5 protein-coding genes are annotated in these 20,123 nt (G+C 60.1%); 4 read left to right on the plus strand and 1 reads right to left on the minus strand.

The features are described 5' to 3' along the window. Positions 1-102 precede the first annotated feature (102 nt). The 4 genes from J1779_RS06530 to J1779_RS06545 all read left to right on the plus strand — a co-directional run bounded on the left by J1779_RS06530 (position 103) and on the right by J1779_RS06545 (position 18,920). Positions 103-13,977, plus strand: a complete 13,875-nt coding sequence (locus J1779_RS06530) for an Ig-like domain-containing protein (protein WP_217203194.1) — start codon at positions 103-105, stop codon at positions 13,975-13,977. A 151-nt stretch (positions 13,978-14,128) separates the two neighbouring features. Further along, positions 14,129-15,505, plus strand: coding sequence for a TolC family outer membrane protein (locus J1779_RS06535; protein WP_122097565.1), 1,377 nt, complete (start codon positions 14,129-14,131; stop codon positions 15,503-15,505). 50 nt (positions 15,506-15,555) lie between these two features. Beyond that, the gene (locus J1779_RS06540) at positions 15,556-17,733 is read left to right on the plus strand and encodes a type I secretion system permease/ATPase (RefSeq protein WP_217203196.1); all 2,178 of its coding nucleotides are present in this window, start codon (positions 15,556-15,558) and stop codon (positions 17,731-17,733) included. A 17-nt stretch (positions 17,734-17,750) separates the two neighbouring features. Beyond that, positions 17,751-18,920, plus strand: a complete 1,170-nt coding sequence (locus tag J1779_RS06545) for a beta-barrel domain-containing protein (protein WP_122097567.1) — start codon at positions 17,751-17,753, stop codon at positions 18,918-18,920. Positions 18,921-19,125: 205 nt separating this feature from the next. Here J1779_RS06545 and J1779_RS06550 read toward each other — a convergent pair whose 3' ends face one another. Further along, on the minus strand, positions 19,126-20,121 hold the full coding sequence (locus J1779_RS06550; RefSeq protein ID WP_056782371.1) for an ABC transporter permease: 996 nt from the start codon (positions 20,119-20,121) through the stop codon (positions 19,126-19,128). Positions 20,122-20,123 lie beyond the last annotated feature (2 nt).

A 20,123-nucleotide genomic window follows, 5' to 3' on the forward strand; every position in this document is an offset into this window, starting at 1 on the left:
TTACTTCAATGGTCTTCATGTTCGCCAATCGCTCTTCCCTGTGACGGGAGGGGTGGTTCGTGGCGGATATGAGCAACAACTGGATGCAGACAGGGGTACAACATGGCTCAGAACGGTAGCGTTGTTATTGATGTTCTTTCTCGTACAAATGGTGCGGTGATCTCCCAGGTTTCAAACGCCAGCCAGGACGTAACCCTCAATCAAATCAGCATAGTACGCGTGCATGCGACGCGTGACGCGGTCGTAAGCTACGAGCGCGTCGGGAACGATCTTGTCATCCACATGAAAGATGGCCGTACGGTCCGTTATCACAGCTTCTTCGATACCGATGGCAAGGGCCATCACAGCGAGCTGGTTTTCGATGATGGCGTGCATCCTATCGAACACGCGGCCTTTGTCGATACCGGCGCGACCGCAGGCGCTGTCCCGATCGTCCCTGCCTATGAAACCATTCCTGACGTCGGTGCCCTGGTCCTCGACTCTTCCAACTTTGACCCCGCTGTTTTAGGCGCCATTCTGGGCGTGGTTGCGCTCGGTGCCGGTATCGCGATTGCCGCAGGTGGTGGCGGTGGCGGCGGAGGGGGTAGCAGCAGCAATAACGGCGGCAGCGACGGTGGCGGTAATACCGGCGGTGGAAACACGGGCGGCGGCAATACCGGCGGTGGAAACACAGGCGGCGGCGATACCGGTGGTGGAAACACCGGTGGCGGCGATACCGGGGGTGGAAACAATGGCGGCGGTAACACCGGTCAGGCAGCAACCTTGTCGCTGAGCGCCTTTGCGGGCGATAACATCCTCAATGCGACGGAAGCGCGCATCGCGCAGATTTTCTCCGGTACCACAGGCAACGTGGCCGCAGGCCAGACGATTACCCTCACCATCAATGGCAAATCCTACACCAGCACCGTCGGTGCTGACGGCAAATGGGACATCAACCTGCCGTCGGTCGATCTGCAAAATCTGGCGGATGGCACCTATGTGATTTCGGTGACCGTCACCGGTACGGATGGCAATTCCGTTACGCAGGGCGTCACCGTGGTGGTCGACAGAACGCCGCCGGTGGTATCGCTTGACCCTATCGCCAATGACAACATTCTGGATGCCGTGGAGCATCAGCAACCGCTGACGGTCACCGGTACCGCTTCAGTGTCTGAAGCCGGGCGCACGCTGGTCGTCACCCTCAGCGGCGTCGATTACAACGCCATTGTGGGCGCGGACGGCAGCTGGTCGGTGACCATTCCGGCCAATGCCGTTTCTGCTCTGGCCAATGGCGACTACACGCTGACCGCTTCCCTGACGGATGCCGCGGGCAACCAGACCACCACTCCGGCTGAATTCTCGGTAAACGACAACGCCGGTATATTGACCGTTAACCCGATTTCCGGCGACGGACAGCTGAATGCGACGGAAGGGCAGTCTCCTCTGGTGATTTCGGGCACCGCGTCCAATGTGGCTGAAGGAACGACCATTACCGTTACGCTCAATGGCCAGACGTATACCGGCACCACAGGCCCGAACGGCGCATGGAGTGTGAGCATTCCGGCAGACGCCTTGCAGGCGCTGACCGACGGCACAACCACGCTGACTGTCAGCATGACGGATGCCGATGGCAATGCGATTTCGACTACCAAAGACTTCAACGTCGCAGTGCACCCGGGTGAACTGACGCTGGATACACCGTTTACCGATGGAACGCTCAACACACAGGAGTCGGGTACTGATCAGATACTGACTGGTAACACCGGCCTTAAAGGTGAAGGGCAAACTGTCAGCGTGATCATCAACGGACAGACTTACACCGGCACGGTGGCGGCCGATGGCAGTTACAGCGTCAGTTTGCCGGTGGCAGCGCTGGCAAGTTTACCGCAGGGGGACAGCGCGGTAGTCATCAATGTGACGGACTCCGCGGGTAACCACACTACGCTCAACACTACTGTTTCTGTCGATACCGTCGCGCCTACCCTGACGGTCAATCCGCTGGAAGGCGACGGTTACATCAGCGTGGCGGAAGCCGCAACGCAAATGACCTTGACCGGTACGGCGTCGGTATCCGAAGCCGGTCGTCCGGTGGTCGTCACCATTAACGGCGTTGATTATACGGGCGCCATTGTTCAGCCGGATGGCAGCTGGAGCGTAAACATTCCGGCGGGTTCGCTGAACAATCTTAATCAGGATGTCGTGGTCACCGCGACACTGACGGATGCGGCGGGGAACGCCATCACCAATACCAGCACCCTTCACGTCGCTTCTGATCCGACCCTCCCGCCGCTCATCACGGTGAATACCTTCGCGTCGGATAATATTGTCGATGGTGCTGAGCGCCAGACCGCGCAAACGTTGAGTGGTACCACCACGCGCGTTGAAGCCGGACAAATTGTCACCATCACCCTGAATGGCCACACCTATACGGCGACCGTGGGTGCCAGCGGCAACTGGAGCGTGATTGTTCCGGCGGCAGATATGATTGTGCTGGGTGACGGCCCGCAAACCATCACCGCGACTGTTTCTGATAAAGCCGGTAACGAAGCCGCGCCGGGCACTGACACCTTTAACGTGGATGCCTCGCAGAACGGTATCGCCATCGATCCGGTGACCGGCGATAACGTCATCAACGTCACTGAAACCAATGATGGCATTTTGATCACCGGGACCACGCTTGGCGTCGCGCCGTTTGCGCAGGTGACGGTAACTTTCGGTTCGCTGAGCCGCTTTGTGCTGGTTCAGCCAGATGGCAAATGGTCACTGGCGCTGTCATCCGCTGATTTGCAATCACTGGGTGCTGACCCTGCTGGCCTGCCACTTTCTGCCAGCGTGCAGGCGCTGGATGGCTCCACGCTGAGTAACAGCATCTCTGTTGGCCTGGATAATCAGGCTCCGGTGCCCACCCTTAACACGCCATTTGGCGACGGTTATCTGAATATTACCGAAGCGGCAACGGCTGAAACCCTCAGCGGCACCACCGGCAAAACCGGTGACGGGCAGACCGTCACCGTCACCCTTGGCGGGCATACCTATAACGCCACGGTGGATGGCGCCGGCGTTTGGTCGGTCAGCCTGCCGTCTGCTGATTTGCAGGCATTACCGGCAGGCAATAATGCGATTGTGGTGAATGTGACTGACAGCGCGGGCAACACCGCGACGCTCAGCGGTTCCGCCACTGTCGATTTCACCGCGCCAACCCTGACCCTCAATCCGGTTTCCGGCGACGGTTACATCAACAGCGCCGAAGCGGCGGCTGATATTAACGTAACCGGCACCGCGTCGATTTCTGAAGCCGGTAACACCGTGACCGTGACGATTAACGGCCAGCCTTACACCGGCATCGTGGCGGTAAACGGGCAGTGGACAGTGACCATTCCGGCAGGCGCTCTGGCAGGCGTGACGGACGGACAATATCCGGTGACCGTACAGCTTTCTGACGCAGCCGGTAACAGCACCACCATTACGTCCAATGTTCAGCTGGCAGCCGATCCGGCCTTAGCGCCGACCATCACCCTGAACGCCTTTGCTGGCGACAATATTCTTGATGGTGCAGAGCAGCAAACGGCTCAGACCCTCAGCGGGACGACGACGCATGTTGAAGCCGGGCAGGTCGTCAATATCACCCTGAACAACGTGGTGTACAACGCGACCGTGCAGGCCGATGGCAGCTGGAGCGTCAGCATTCCGTCTTCAGCGCTGGGCGCACTGACCAACGGCACATTACAAATTGATGTCGCGGTGCTGGATAAGGCCGGAAATCCGGCCACCGGCAGCGAATCGTTCACCGTGAATAACACGCTAAGCGGTCTGTCTGTGAATCCGGTCACCGGCGATAACCAGCTGAATGCTCAGGAAGCGGCAGCGGGCGTCACCATCAGCGGGACCTCCGTCAACGTGCCGGTCAACGGCATCGTGACGATTATCCTCAACGGCAAAACGTACACCGCGACGGTCGGCGTGGGCGGCGGCTGGAGCGCGCAGGTTTCTGCGGCTGATCTCGCTACCCTGAGTGACGGTCAACACACCATTACTGTCAGTGCCACCGATGCCGTCGGGCAACCGGTCACCGGCAGCGATGTGCTGAATGTCATCATTCACAATCTGCCAAACGCCACACTCGACACACCCTTTGGCGACAGCATTCTGAATGGCGCCGAAGCGGGCGTCAGCCAGACACTGACCGGGAATACCGGCGTTTCCGGCAGTGGCCAGACCGCTGTGGTGACCTTTGGCGGGCAGGATTACGCCGCCGTTGTCGCCGCCGACGGTTCGTTCTCGGTATCTGTGCCGTCATCGGCACTCACTGCCGTCGGACAAGGCCCGACCGCCGTGCAGGTGGCGGTAACGGATGCGGCAGGCAACACCAGCAACATTTCTGTGCCGGTATCGGTTGATACCATTGCGCCCGTTGTCACCATCACCACCCCGGTTGCAGGCGATGGCACCATCAATGCCGCCGAAGCCGGGGCGATTATCCCGGTCAGCGGTACGGCGGGCGCGGGTGAGACGGGCGATACCGTCACCATCGAGCTTGGCGGGCATACCTACAGCGGTACCGTGGGCGCAGGCGGCGCATGGACCGTTAACATTCCGGCCGATGCACTGGCGAATGTGGCGAACGGAACGTACACCCTGACCGCCACCGTCACTGATGCCGCGGGCAACGCAGGCACCGCGACCGCACCGGTCACCGTAAAAGCGGATCCGGCCTTACTGCCGACGCTGACTGTCTCGACGTTTGCAGGCGACAATACGCTTGATGGCGCGGAGCAGCAGACAGCGCAAATCGTCAGCGGTACCACCACGAATGTGGAAGCGGGACAAACCGTTCTCATCACTATCGGCACACTTCAGTACAGCGCAACCGTGCAGGCCAGCGGCGCATGGAGCGTTTCTGTTCCGGCGGTTGATTTGCAAACACTCGGCGACGGTCCGGCGACGATCAACGCCACCGTGACGGATGTGGCCGGAAACCCGGCGCAGGGCAGCGATGCGTTTACCGTCAACTCAGCGCTCGGCGGTATTTCCATTGATACCATCGCCGGTGACAACAATATCAACGTGACGGAAGCCGCGGCGGGTGTGAACATCAGCGGTTCGACGTCCAATGTGCCGCAGGGCACGATCGTCACGGTCAGTCTGGGTGGGAAAACCTACACCACCACGACCGACGCGCAGGGCAACTGGACCGTGCCGATCCCGGCGAATGACCTTACCAGTCTGGCCGATGGCACCAGCCATGTGATTGCGACCACGGTGTCTACCGATCTGGGTACCGTGACCACGCAGCAGGATATTGGTATTTACACCCAACCGCCGGTACCTACGCTGAACCCGCCGTTCGGCGATGGTCAGTTAGGCACTGATGAAGCGGCTGCCGCACAGACTCTGACCGGTTCTACCGGGCTGACCGGCGACGGCCAGACGGTGACCGTGATCATTGACGGCATCCCCCTGACCGGTACCGTTGCGACAGACGGCACCTGGACTGTCACCGTTCCGGCAGGCACTTTAACGGGCGTAACGGAAGGCCCGACGCCGGTGGTGGTTAACGTCACCGACGCCGCAGGTAACCAGGGCTCCATTACCGGTTCTGTGAATGTCGATTTCACACCGCCTCCGCTGACGATTAATGCGATCGCGACGGACAACGTGATCAACGCCGCCGAAGCGGGCGCGCCGATCACCCTGAGCGGAAACACGGATGCAGCGGAAGCCGGGCAGACCGTGACCCTGACCTTCAACGGACAAACTTATACTGCACAAGTACAGCCGGACGGGAGCTGGAGCACCACCATTCCTGCCAATACGCTGGACGGTGCGGCTGACGGCAGCTATCCGCTGACGGTTCAACTGACCGATGCCGCGGGCAACACTACCACGCTGCCGCCGGTCAATATTGAGCTCGCGACGCAGAACGTTCCGGTGCCGACCATCGAAACGCCATTTGGCAATACTTTCCTCAATCAGCTGGAAGCGGGCGCCGATCAGACCCTCACCGGGACCACCGGCGTGACGGGCGCAGGTCAGACCGTGGTCGTGAATATCGGCGGAGTGGATCATACGGCGACTGTCGATGCGACCGGGATCTGGACGGTTAACATCAGTGCGGCTGATTTGCAGGCGATAACGGAAGGCCCGCAAGACATCGTGGTGACAGCCACCGACAGCGCGGGTAATGAGGGCACAGTCAACAGTGCAATTACCGTGGACTACACGCCGCCGGTGCTGAACTTCGATCCGGTGGCGATCGACAACATCATTAATGCTGCCGAAACCTTGCAGCCGGTGGTGATCAGCGGCACATCTGACATCCCGGATGCCGGACAAACCGTTTCCGTGGTGCTCAATTTCAACAATGTGACTTACACCGCCGTCGTCCAGCCGGACGGCACCTGGAGCTTCACGCTGCCAAGTTCTGTGGTGCAGGCGCTGCCCGACACCACGTACACGCTGTCAGCGTCTATCACCGATGCGGCCGGTAACATCACCACAGGCAATCACAGCTTCAGCGTCGATGCGGCGGCGGCTGATTTGCCGACGCTGACCATCACGTCTGTGTCGGGCGATGATTACATTAATGCGGCAGAAAAAGGCGCGGATATTCCGATCACCGGGACCTCCACGAATCTTGAAGAAGGGCAGACGGTGGTCGTGACCTTTAACGGTAATGACTACAACGCCCTGGTGGGTGCGGATGGCACCTGGACGGCTACCGTTCCGTTCGCGGATCTGGCTACCTTGTCTGACGGACCGGTGACCGTGACGGCGACAAGTACCGATGTGAGCGGCAACCCGGCGTCTGCCACTCACAACGCCACCGTGATCGCTCAGCCGGGCGACCTGCCGACGCTGACCATCAACGCGATTTCCGGCGATGACTACATCAATATCGTTGAGCACAATCAGGGGATGACCGTCAGCGGTACCTCCACCCACGTTCCTGTGGGCGGCACGGTCACCGTGGTTATCACCGGCGAAGCCTATACGGCGACGTTTACTGCCACCGTGCAGGCCAATGGCACCTGGAGCTTCCCGATGACGGCAGCTGAGGTTCAGGCGATGCCGGCGGGTAATAACACCTTTACTGCCACCGCGAATGACGTGGCGCAAAACGTCGCCACGGCAACGCATGATGTGGCGGTGGATACCGTCGCACCGATCCTGACCGTGACGGTGGATACCGGCGGTGATGACATCATCAATCTGGCAGAAGCGGCGCTGGGTATTCCGGTCAGCGGAACCACGGATCCAAACCTGACCGTGACCGTCACGCTTAACGGCAAAGACTACACCACCACCGCAGACGGCACGGGTGTCTGGAATCTGACCATTCCGGGCGTGGATGTGCAGGCCATCACCACCGATGGCACGAAAACCATCGATGTCAGCGTGACCGATGCGGCCGGGAACAACCTCACCACGTCGGCTGATTTCACGCTCTCCTCGCACGCGTTACCAACGCTGACGATTGGCGTGATTGCCGGTGACGGGATCCTGAATATCAGTGAAGCGGCCGACGGTTTCAACCTGAGCGGAAGCAGCTCAGGTCTGGCGCCGGGAACGGCTGTGCTGGTGACGGTGCCGGGGCTGGTTGATCCGATTTCCGGTACGGTGAACCCTGACGGACTTGGCTGGACGGCGATCGTGGCGCCGGGGCTGCTCAACGGGCTGACCACCGGTATCGTACAGGTGACCGTGACGGCACAGGATGTTGCCGGTAACCCGGCGTCTTCCAGCGCCAGTCTGGATATCGAACTGTCTCCGCTACCGTTACCGACCATCAATACGCCGTTTGTGGATGGCGTTCTTAACGCCACCGAAGCGGCAGGTAATCAGCTGATCACCGGTTCAACCGGCATTACCGGTGCGGGTCAGACCGTTCTGGTCACTGTCGATGGCACACCGGTGCTGGCCACCGTCGCCAATGACGGCACCTGGACGGCGACCGTGCCTTCCGGCGTGCTTCAGGGGCTGACGGATGACACGCACACCATCAGCGTGACCGCCACCGACAGCGCGGGGAATACCAGTGCGTCCGGTACCCTTGATTTCACGTCGGTGACGCAGGTTCTGCCAGTGGCTGGCATTAACGTGCCATTCGGTGACGGCATTCTGAATCTGGACGAAGCGACCGCGGGCGGCAGCATTACCGGTACCACCGGTATCACCTCGCCGGGTCAAACCGTCACTGTGGTCATTAACGGTAACGCAGTGCCGGTGGTGGTGGATTCTGCTGCCGGAACCTGGACGGTTACCCTGACGCCAGCACAGTTGCTGGGCTTGCAGGATGGCACATGGCCGGTCGTGGTGACCGTGACCGACAGTGCGGGCAACACCTCGCCGCTGACGGCATCGGTTGATGTGCGGATCAATAACATTCCGCAACCGACGATTGATCTGCCATTCGGTGACGGCACGCTGAACATTGCCGAATCTGCGGCTGTTGGCGGCCAGACGCTCACCGGTTCCACCGGCGTAACGGGCACAGGACAAACCGTCAGTGTGGCGATCGCGGGCATGACCGGCAGTCCGTTTACGGCAATCGTGGATCCGGATACCGGAAACTGGACCCTGAATCTCACCCCAGTTCAGCTGGCATCGCTGGGGCAGACGACCGCGCTGCATGATATTACCGTGACGGCGACCGATTCTGTCGGTAACCATAACGATACGACCATCAGCTTCACGTCACATCTGTCCGGCCCGGTACCGACTATCGACACGCCATTTGGCGACGGTAGCCTGAATATTCCCGAAGCGGCCGGTGTGAACGTGATCACGGGTAACACCGGGATTACCGGCGACAACCAGAACGTTAAATTAACCATCGATGTCGGCGGCACCACCTATACCGCCACCGTCGATCCGACCACAGGTGACTGGACGGTCAGTCTGCCTGCGGGCGTCCTGAATTCTCTGGGCAGTGGCGCGCATGATATTAACGTGACGGTGACCGATGCCGCAGGCAACAGTACGCCAGCGACACTGCCGTTTACCAGCTACCTCACCGCACCGGATGTCACCATCAACACGCCGTTTGGCGATGGTTATCTGAGTGCCGCGGAAGCTGCCGCGGCTGCCACCACGCCAATTGTCCTTAGCGGGACAACGGGAGTGACGGGCACCGGGCAAAGCGTGGTCGTTCTTGTCGGGGGGATCCCTATTCCGGGCGCGACGGTGGATGCGAACGGTAACTGGACGGTTTCTCTGAACTCGGGCGAAATCGCCGATCTGCCGCAGGGCGCACAGCAAATCTCTGTCACGGTGACGGACGGTGGCGGTAATACCGGTTCGGCTTCAACCGATATCGGCATTGCCGTGACCCAGTTGCCAGCCGTTGCTGTGACTTCATTCGCAGGGGTGGGTTTCGACCTGACCTATGCCGAAAGTCAGAATCCGCAAACCATCACCGGTTCGACAGTGAATGTGCAGGCCGGACAGCAGGTAACGGTTTCAGTCGGCGGCATCAGCCATCAGGCAACCGTACAGGGCGATGGCACCTGGAGTGCCACCTTTACCCCTGCGGAACTGGCAACGCTGGACAGCGCGGACACGATCACCGCAACGGTAAATGACCTGGCAGGTAACACGGCAAATCTGCCGCTGCCTCAGGCCATTACGGTCAACCTGACGCCGCCAACATTCGCCATCACCATTGATCCGGTGACCGGCGATAACATCATTAACGTGGCGGATGGCAATCCGGCGAACATTACCGTTTCGGGTAAATCAATCAACGTGCCTGACGGTACGCTGGTCAACATCACCGTCGGAGGTAATCCGCATCTCGCGACCGTCGCAAATGGAATCTGGTCAGCATTGGTGCCTGCCGCTGAATTTGTCAATGGCACCACCACTGCAATCACTGCGTCAACACTGGTGCCACTGACCACTGCGAGCAGCAACGTGCTGGTGGATACCACCGTGCCAGCGGTGACCATCAATGCCTTCACCGGCGACGATGTTCTCAACAATACCGAGTCGAAATCTGCGCAGGTGATTACGGGTACGGCGGATATCAGCGAAGCGGGTCGGGTAGTGACGGTGACGCTGAATGGCAAAACTTACAACGGCACCGTGCAGGCGGGCGGCACCTGGTCGGTTAGCGTGCCTGCTGCTGATTTGCAGGCATTGCCGCAAGGAAACGGCGCGACCAACGTGATCTCCGCCACCCTGACGGACGCGGCCGGTAACGTGGGCACGGCGGTTCCGCACACCGTGAACGTCGATACCACCGCGCCGTTGCTGGCGCTGGATGTGGTGGCCGGGAATAACGTCATTAATCTGGCGGAATCGCTGCTCAACGTACTGGTGGGCGGTACGTCCAGCGGGGCAGACGGTCAGACGGTGAACGTCACACTGGGCGGTGCCTCCATCGGTACGGCACTTATTCAGCCGGGCGGGGCATGGTCGCTCAACCTGACGCCAGCGCAGTTGCTGCTGCTTAACGACGGCACCCTGACACTGGCGGCGACGGTAACGGATCAGGCGGGTAACACCACCAGCGTCAGTACCGGTCTGGATATCTTCTTCAACAAACTGCTCGCGCTCAACGTCACCAGCGGTCTGGGGCTGACGGATGGCTTCCTCAATCTGGCGGAATCGCAGGTGGCGCAAACCATCAGCGGGACGGCGATTGGTGCGGGCGTGGGGTCTGTGGTGTCCACTGTTATCAACGGCACGCCGCTGTCGGCCATTGTCGGGGCGAACGGTGTGTGGTCACTGAACATTCCGGCGGCATTGCTCGGTGCGCTGGGTGACGGTCAGCAGGTGCTGAACCTGAACCTCACCGATGCCGCAGGCAACGTGACCGCGTCCGTGCTGAATCTGGACGTGATTAAAACGCTGCCGGTGCTGGGCACGCTGGACCCTCTGTTTGGTGGCAACGGTCTGCTGAATGCCGCGGAATCGCTGCTGGCGCAAACCATCGGCGGCGTCGCGACAGCGGTTGACGGTACTCAGGTGACCGTGACGCTTGGCGGCAAAACCTACAACACTACCGTGACGGCGGGGACCTGGAATATTCAGATCCAGCCGGGCGATCTGGCGGCATTGCTGGATGGCAACCTGAATCTGGGCATTACCCTGAAAGATCCGGCAGGCAACACGTCAACCACCACTATTCCGGTGGGGATTGCCATCCACAATCTGCCGGAGGTGGTGCTCAATACCGTGTTTGGCGACGGCGTGCTGAATATCGCCGATCTGCTGGTCAATCAGACCATCAGCGGTACCGTCTCGAATGTGGCGGCGGGTACGGCCATCGCGGTGCAGGTCGGTACACAAACCATTGATGGCGTAGTGGATGCAACGGGGCATTTCCTGGTCACCGTTCCGCCGTCCGTGCTCGGCTTGCTCAGTGGCACGACCGCGGCAGTCAGCGTCACCGTGGCGGATGCCGCGGGTAACGTCGGTTCGGCAGTGGCCAATGCGGTGCTGGATCTGGTGAAACCGGTCATTAACCTCACCTCGGTACTGGGCGATGGCTTGCTGAACGCAGCGGATGCGCTGACCACGCAGGTGATTGGCGGGACAGTCAGCGGCGTGACTGCGGGTACGCAGGTTCAGGTCACGCTGGGCGGGAAAACCTTCCTCGGCGCGACCGACGGTACCGGCGCATTCAGCATCACCCTGCAACCGGGTGATCTGACAGCGCTGGGCGACGGCACCTTCCCTGTGGTGGTTTCTGTCACTGACAGCGGCGGTAATACCAGCACCAGCAGCAGTACGCTCACTTCCATCATCAACGCCATACCGAAAATTGTGCTGGATCCTGTTTTCGGTGCTGATGGCATCCTCAACGCGGCGGAAGCCCTGCTGACGCAAACCATCAGTGGTACGGTCACTAACGGGCATGTTGGCGAAACGGTCAACATCAACGTCGGCGGCGGCCTGATTAACCTGACGGCCACCGTGGGCAGTGACGGCAAGTTCTCTGCTGCACTGACACCGCTTCAGCTGGCCGGATTGCTGGACGGCAATCTGACCATCGTCACCACCGTGACCGATGAAGTGGGCAACACGGCGACGAATACCCTGGGGCTGAATGTCGGTATCCACAATCTGCCCTCGATTATTCTTAATCCGGTCTTTGGCGATGGCGTGCTGAACGTGGTTGACCTGCTGACCGGCCAGACCATCAGCGGTATCGCGACCAACGTTGCGCAGGGCACACAGGTGCAGATTTCCCTGAACGGCAAAAACTACCTTGCCAATGTGGGCGTCGGCGGCGTGTTCAGCGTGACGGTGCCGGTGACCGATCTGGGCGCCATTCTCAATGGTTCACAGTCGGTCATCGCCAGCCTGGTGGATGGCTCCGGTAATACGGCGTCGGTCACCAATCTGCTGAACGTGGTATCGCAGTCTCTGCCGACCATTACGCTTAACCCGCTGTTTGGCGATGGCCTGCTGAACGCGGCGGATGCGCTGCTGACACAAACCATCAGCGGTACCACCACCAACGCGCAGGGCTCAACCGTGACCCTGAACGTCGGCGGCAATACCCTGACGGCGCTGGTGAAAGCGGATGGCACCTTCAGCGTCGCGGTTCCGCAGCTGACGCTGGCGAGCCTGCTCGACGGGACGCTGAATGTCGGTGCTTCCATCACTAACGCCGCCGGTCATTCCACCAGCGGAAGCGCATCGGCAACGGTCGGTATTCATACTCTGCCAACGCTGTCACTCGGCTCACTGTTTGGCGGTGACGGCTATCTGAACGCCGCGGAAGCGGGCGCTAACACCAACATTACCGGGACCTCCAACCTGCTCAACGGCACGGTGTCGGTCAGTATTGGTGGCGTGACGCACACCGGCACCATCACTAACGGCGCGTGGAGTGTGCCGTTTACTTCGGCAGAGCTGAAAGGGCTGGCAGATGGCTCGACGCAGGTTTCTGTGTCGGTGGCAGATACCGTGGGCAACACCGCCATCATCTCTAACCCGCTGAGCGTGCTGACACACGCCCTGCCGCTGGTGGCGCTCAATCCACTGCTCGGGCTGACGCTCGGTGTGGTGGGCGGCATTCTCGGTGGTCAGGGTCTGACCCTGAGCGGTACCAGCCGTAACATCGCACAAGGGGGTCTGGTCAGCGTCACGCTGCTGGGCAATACGCTGGCGGGGACCGTGCAGGCGGACGGTTCGTGGACCGTTAAGTTCAGCAGTGCCTTGCTGAGCAGTTACGGGCTGACCGGGTTGCTCGCCGCGTTGCTCGGGGCGGTGATTGATCTGAAAGCGGTCGATGCGGCCGGTAACGGATTCGATGCCCACGTCGGGCTGACGGTCGGTTCGACATTACCGGCGGACAACAACGTTGCGCAGGTTCAGTCGCTGGCAGTGGACGATACCCATACGCTGGCGGCGGTTCACACCACCGATACCAGCACCACCACGGATACCTCAGTTACGCACGCCACCAGCACGCTGACTGCTCCGCTGGCAGCGACGGACACCAGCGCCTCAACGACGACCACGCACGATACCGCCACGGCCGACACCACCGCGCATGCGGATACGGCGTTCTCCATTGGCGGCGTGACCATCGACCTGACGGCAACTGACGGCGTGGCCATCGGCGGCGCGGGCAACGACACCATCTCGGTTCACACGCTGGACTTCGGTCTGATCGACGGCGGAACCGGTGTCGATACCTTGCTGCTGGCAGGCACCAATCAGCATCTGGATCTGACGCTGCTCGGGCTGAAAGTCGAGCATATCGACATCTTCGATCTGGGTAATTCCGGCACCAACAGCATCTCGCTGAACCTGCATGAAGCGCTGAATGTGAAAGACAATCCGTCCGATGAAGTGGTGATTAAAGGCGGTGAGGGCAGTCTGGTGAATCTGCAAATGGGCACGGACGGTGCATGGAGTGAAACCGGGCAACGCACGGTGGATGGCCTGACGTTCGACGTTTACCACAACGCATCAATGGATGCCTCGAACACCCTGGGGGACGTTCTGGTGCAACACGGTCTGCACGTACAACAGAGTTAATGTCTGTACGCCGCCCCCGGCAAAGGGGGCGGCGGGGGTGGGGTTTTACTGGCGACTGCGGTGCCATGAATTCCCCACCCCAACCCTCTCCTTCACCGGGCAGGGAGCTGTACCCAAAATTATAAATCGGCGTAATTAAGTGGTGTCGGTAATGAAGAAAAAAACAGTGACACGGCGTATCGCCGTCATGTTGGGCACCTTGTGTCTGACGGGTTTAACAGGGAATTACGGGGTCATCGCGGCAGACAAACAGCCGGAATTTAACTGGAAAGCGGCGCCAACCGAGGAGATGCGCGCCAGCATGACATTACGGGATGCTATCTTGCGGGCATTTGCGCGAAACCCGCAGATTTCAGAAGCATCGGCGCAAATCCGCGTGGGGAAAGGCAATCTGGATGAGGCGAAAAGCGCCTGGTATCCGCAGATTTCATTACAGGGCACGGCGGGAAAGTCGCATCAGACTGACTCGGCGGGCAGCCTGAGCAACAACGCGTCAGCCGGTGTGCAACTCAGCCAGCTGCTCTACGATTTTGGCCGCACCGGCGGCAGCATCAGTCAGCAGGAACATCTGTCTGACGCCTACCGTTATTCCCTTTACAGCACGATGACCGACGTGGCGCTGAGCACCATGCAGGCCTATCTCTCGGTGAAACGTTATCAGGCGCTCAGCGTCGCGGCCCGTGACAACATCGCCTCTCTGGAGCGCGTGCGGGACACCGCCAGACTGCGCGCCGATGCCGGTCTGAGCTCGCAGTCGGACGTTTTGCAGGCCGAAACCCGCATTGCGGGCATGCGGGCCACCGTCGAACAATACCGCGCCCAGCAACGTTCCGCGCAGGCACAGCTGACGGTGCTTACCGGCGTGGTCGCCGACAACTTACCGGATCTCCCTCAAAGCCTGCTCGATCAGAAAGTCACACTCGACAAAATCCCCTACGAAAACAGCACGCTGGTGCGCGCGGCGCAGGCCAAACAGCAGGCGGCGATCGAAGAAGTGAATCAGACCGAGGCGCAGCACTGGCCGACGCTGAAAGTTCAGGCAGGGCGCACGCGCTACGAAAACACCGGCGGCGGCGGGTCTTACTGGGACGATCAGGTGCAGCTGGCGGTGGATGCGCCGGTGTATCAGGGCGGCGCGGTCAGCGCCAAAGTGCAGGCGGCGGAAGGCCAGCGGCAGGCGGCGCAGGCCGAAGTGGAAAAAGCCAAGCTGGACATCAACCAGAAAGCCTCAACGGCCTATGCCGACATGATCGGCGGGCAGCAGCGCAACGTGGCGGGCGAGGAACAGTTTGCCAGCGCGACGCACACCCGCAGCGTGTATCAGGACGAATACAAACTCAGCAAACGCAGCCTGAACGATTTACTCAGCGTCGAACAGGACGTGTTTCAGGCGGACACGTCGCGCATTGGCGCGCTCTACGACGGCTGGGACGCCACCGTGCGCTACGCCGCCGCCGTGGACAATCTGGTCGACATGCTGGGCATCGATCGTCAGAAACAAACAGGTGACACCATTCCGACCCTCTGACATCCGGAGCCGTCGGGAGTTAGCCAGAAGCATTCGATACCGAGGTTGAAATGAGCAATGAAGCAGCAACACCTTTGTCGATCGACGTCTGGATAAGCGCCATGGGGCGCGTGGCCGAATCATTCGGTAAGCCAGCCGATCCGCTTTATCTTCGCCAGCAAATGCGCTGGTTCGAACACCAGCCACTGCGCCGCCAGCTCGACCGCCTCAGCGGCCTGATGGGGTTGCAGGTGGGCATGGTCAGCTGGAATCAGGTGCGCTGGCGCCAGGAAGTGCTGCCCGCCGTGGTGACGCTGGCGCAGGGCGGTATCGCGGTACTGGAAAATCTGCATGACGACGGCACGGTCGATTACTGGCTGAGCGACGGCGGGGATTTACTGCGTTCGGCGGAACTGGCGACGATGCTGGAACAAAGCAGCGGCCCGGTATTTTTAGTCGGCGTGGCACCGCGTGGCCGCGACCAGCGCATCGACCAGTTTGTTCAGCCGCACAAAAAACACTGGTTCTGGGCCAACTTCCGTGGCTCGGGGCGCAAAATCGCCGAAATCTCGCTGGCTTCTATTCTCGGCAACGTGCTGGCGCTGGCCGGGATTTTGTTCTCCATGCAGGTCTACGACCGCGTGATCCCGGCGCAATCTTACCCGACGCTGTGGGTACTGTTTTTCGGCGTGGTGCTGGCGGCGGGGCTGGAATATGTCATCCGCCTGATGCGTACGCTGGTGTCTGATTTAATGGGCAAGAAGGTCGATTTAAAAGTCTCCTCGCTGTTCTTTGTGCGGGCGATGAACATCAAAAACGATGACCGGCCTAAATCCACCGGTTCCTTTATCTCTCAGTTGCGCGAAATCGATCAGGTACGCGAACTGCTGACCTCCACCACCATCAGCGCGGCGGCAGACATGCCCTTCGTGCTGCTGTTCCTCGGCATTATGTTTTTCATCGGCGGCCCGCTGGTGATCATCCCGCTGCTGGCGATCCCGCTGATTGTCATTCCCGGCATTCTGATCCAGTGGCCGATGGCGAAACTGGCGAAAGAAGGCATGCGCGAAAGTGCACTGCGCAACGCGGTGCTGGTGGAAACCATCGAAGGCATCGAAGACATCAAAGCCTTGCAGGCCGAAGCCTATTTTCAGCGTCAGTGGGAACAGACCCATGAAGTGAGCGCGGCGGTCGGCATGAAGCAACGGGTGTGGGGCGCGCGCCTGACCGGCTGGGCTTCCACCGTGCAGCAACTGACTTACGGCGGCATGCTGGTGTTCGGCGTGTATCTGGTGCTCAGCGGCGATATCACGACCGGTACGCTGGTGGCGAGCAGCATGTTGTCCTCGCGCACCATCGCACCGCTGATGCAGCTGACCATGGTGTTCTCCCGCTGGCAGCACGCCAAAAGCGCCATGCACGGGCTGGATGAACTGTTGAAAAAACCGGTGGATCGCCCGGCGGATGCCGAGCTGTCGCACTGCCCGACGCTCAGCGGTCACTTCAACGTGCGCAATCTGCAATACACCTACGACAAAGAAAATGCGCCGAACGTACTCGGCATCGGCCAACTGGAGATTAAGCCGGGCGAGCGGGTGGCGATCCTCGGCAAAGTCGGCGCGGGGAAATCCACGCTGCTGAAACTGCTCTCCGGCCAGGCCAGCCCGTCGCAGGGCAAAATCCTCATCGACGGCGTAGACATGAGCAAAGTCGAACCGGCAGATATCCGCCGTCAGCTCGGCTATTTGTCGCAGGACTCGCGGCTGTTCTTCGGCACGCTGCGCCAGAACCTGATGCTGGGGTATCCGCATGCCACCGACCAGGAGATGTTGCAGGCGCTGCGCATCAGCGGTGCGTTGTCGATGGTGCAGGCCGACGCCTCCAGCCTCGATAAAATCATTAATGAAGGCGGGCGCGGGCTGTCCGGCGGCCAGCGGCAAATGGTGATGCTGAGCCGGATGATCCTGCGCAATCCGCAGGTGGTGCTGATGGATGAACCGACCGCCTCCATGGACGAACAGCTGGAAGAGTACGTGATCCGCCAGCTGCACACCTGGCTGGTGGGAAGGACGCTCATCGTCGTCACGCACCGTCCGGCGCTGCTCAAACTGGTGGACAGAATCGTGGTGATGGACAACGGGCGCGTGGTGGCCGACGGGCCGCGCGATAAAATTCTGGCGACCGCCGCCGGCAATACCCCCGCACCTGCCGTTGCGGCAGCCACCGATAACCGACAAGGCGCAGCCTGAGCTGCTGAGGATCCCGCATGGCACATTTAACATTGCATGATGAACTGGAAGCCGAAGGTCGCAAAGTCTCGTGGATTATCTGGGTGTCGCTTGCCAGCCTGCTGATTTTTTTCGTCTGGGCGCGCTTTGCGGTGCTGGATGAAGTGACGGTCGGCACCGGCAAAGTGACGCCGTCGAGCAAAGCGCAGCAAATTGATTCGCTCGACGGCGGCGTGATTTTAAAGCTGATGGTGCAGGAAGGATCGGTGGTGAACCGCGGGCAGTTGCTGGCGCGGCTCGACCCGACCCGTTCGCAGTCAAACTTTGGCGAGGCGGCCTCCCGCGTGCGGACACTGCGCGCCTCATCTGAACGCCTGAGCGCAGAACTGACCGGCGCGCCGCTGAAATTCAGCCCGGAAACCATGAAATCACCGGAGCTGGTGGCCCGTGAGCGGCAGCTGTATTTATCACGCAAACAGAACCGCGATGAGACGGTCAGTAACCTTCAGCAGTCGCTGAAACTGGTGAACGACGAAATCAATATGACCCAGCCGTTAGTTTCTAAAGGCGCGGCGGGGCAGGTGGAAGTGATCCGCCTCAAGCGTCAGGCCAGCGAACTGCGCGGGAAAATCGACGATGCGACAAATCAGTACGCGGTGCGTGCCCGTGAAGAGCAGGTGAAAAACAACGCCGATCTCGACGCCGAAACGCAGGTGATGGCCGGTAAAGAAGATCAGGTCACCCGCTCCGAGCTGTATTCGCCGGTGCACGGCATCGTCAAAGATATTCAGGTATCCACCGTGGGCGGCGTGTTACAGCCTGGCGGCAAACTGATGGAAATCGTACCGATTGAAGATCAGTTGCTGATAGAAACCCGCATCAACCCGCGTGACATCGCCTACATCCGCCCCGGTTTACCGGCAACGGTAAAAATTTCCGCCTACGATTCGTCGATTTATGGCGATCTGGAGGGCAAAGTCGAAGGCGTTTCGCCGGACACCTTACAGGATGAAGTGAAGCGCGATCAGTATTATTACCGCGTTTATGTCCGCACCGACAAAGCCTTCCTGACCAACAAAGCAGGCCGTCAGTTCCCAATCGTGCCGGGGATGGTGGCGAACGTGGACATCAAAACCGGCCAGAAAAGCGTGCTGGATTATCTGATTAAACCGTTGAATAAGGTGAAAGAATCATTGAGGGAGAGGTAGGGAGCAGGGCGCTTAAGGTCGTGGGCGTCGGCCCACACCGACCAGAGGGAGAATAAAACTTCTCCCTCCGGACGCCCGCGTTTTTCAAAACAGGTGATCTGCGCGGCCAGAGGCTTTTAAAGCGTAACCTCATCTTTTCAGATCTGAATAAACTGCCATTGGCCTGGCTTGATCAATTCAAGAAGTGGAGCACGTTCAAAAGCGTTTAACGCTTCTGTATATACGTCAGCGCCAGCGCCACGGCCAGCACCAGACCTTTGATGATATCCATCGCGTAATACGGCACCGACAGCATCACCAGCCCGTTCGACAGCACGCCTAAAATCACCGCGCCCAGCAAGGTGCCCAGTGCATTCGGCTTGCCGGAGCCGGCCAGCGAGAAACCGATGTAGGCGGCGGCGACGGCGTCCATCAGGTAGCCGCCCCCGGCGTTGACCTGCGAAGAGCCGATACGTGATGCCAGCAGGATCCCGCCAGCGCCCGCCAGCACGGAGGAAATCACATAAGCGATGACGCGGTAGCGCGCGGTGCGGATCCCCGCCAGACGCGCGGCCAGCGGATTGCCGCCGATGGCGTACATGCGGCGGCCATGTTTGGTCAGCGACATAAACAGTTGTACCGCAACCGTCACCACCGCCATCACGATCACAATCACCGGCACCTGGCCGAGCAGGCTGAACACTGCCGGTACCGTGCCTTCGGCCATATCGCCGCTGGGCAGGACCATGTTTTCGGTGATTGAACCGCCGTAGCTGTAGGTCATCGCTGCTCCCTGGATCACAAACAGGCTGGCGAGGGTGGCGAGCATGTCAGGGATTTTCAGGATGACGATCAGGAAGGCGTTGAACAGGCCGACCAGCGTACACAGTGCCAGCGTGATCAGAATGGCTTCGGTGGTGCCGAAACCGTGCCAGACGAACATCGAGATCACCAGCGCATTGGCGAGGGAGGCGGTCGAACCGACCGACAAATCGAAACCGCCGACCGCCAGCGAAATCGACACGCCAATCGCAATCACCGTCACGATGGCGATGGAGCGCAGAATATTAATGATGTTGGACGGTTCGAGGAAGTTGTCCGAGGCGATGCCAAAACCAGCGATCAGCAAAACCACGGTCAGCAACATGCCCCATTTATATAAAAATTCAAACAGCTGATGACGCCACGGCTGGCGGGCGTCGGGCAGGTTTTCTTTACTCACCA

Source organism: Rahnella rivi, from assembly GCF_019049655.1.
GTDB lineage: Bacteria > Pseudomonadota > Gammaproteobacteria > Enterobacterales > Enterobacteriaceae > Rahnella > Rahnella rivi.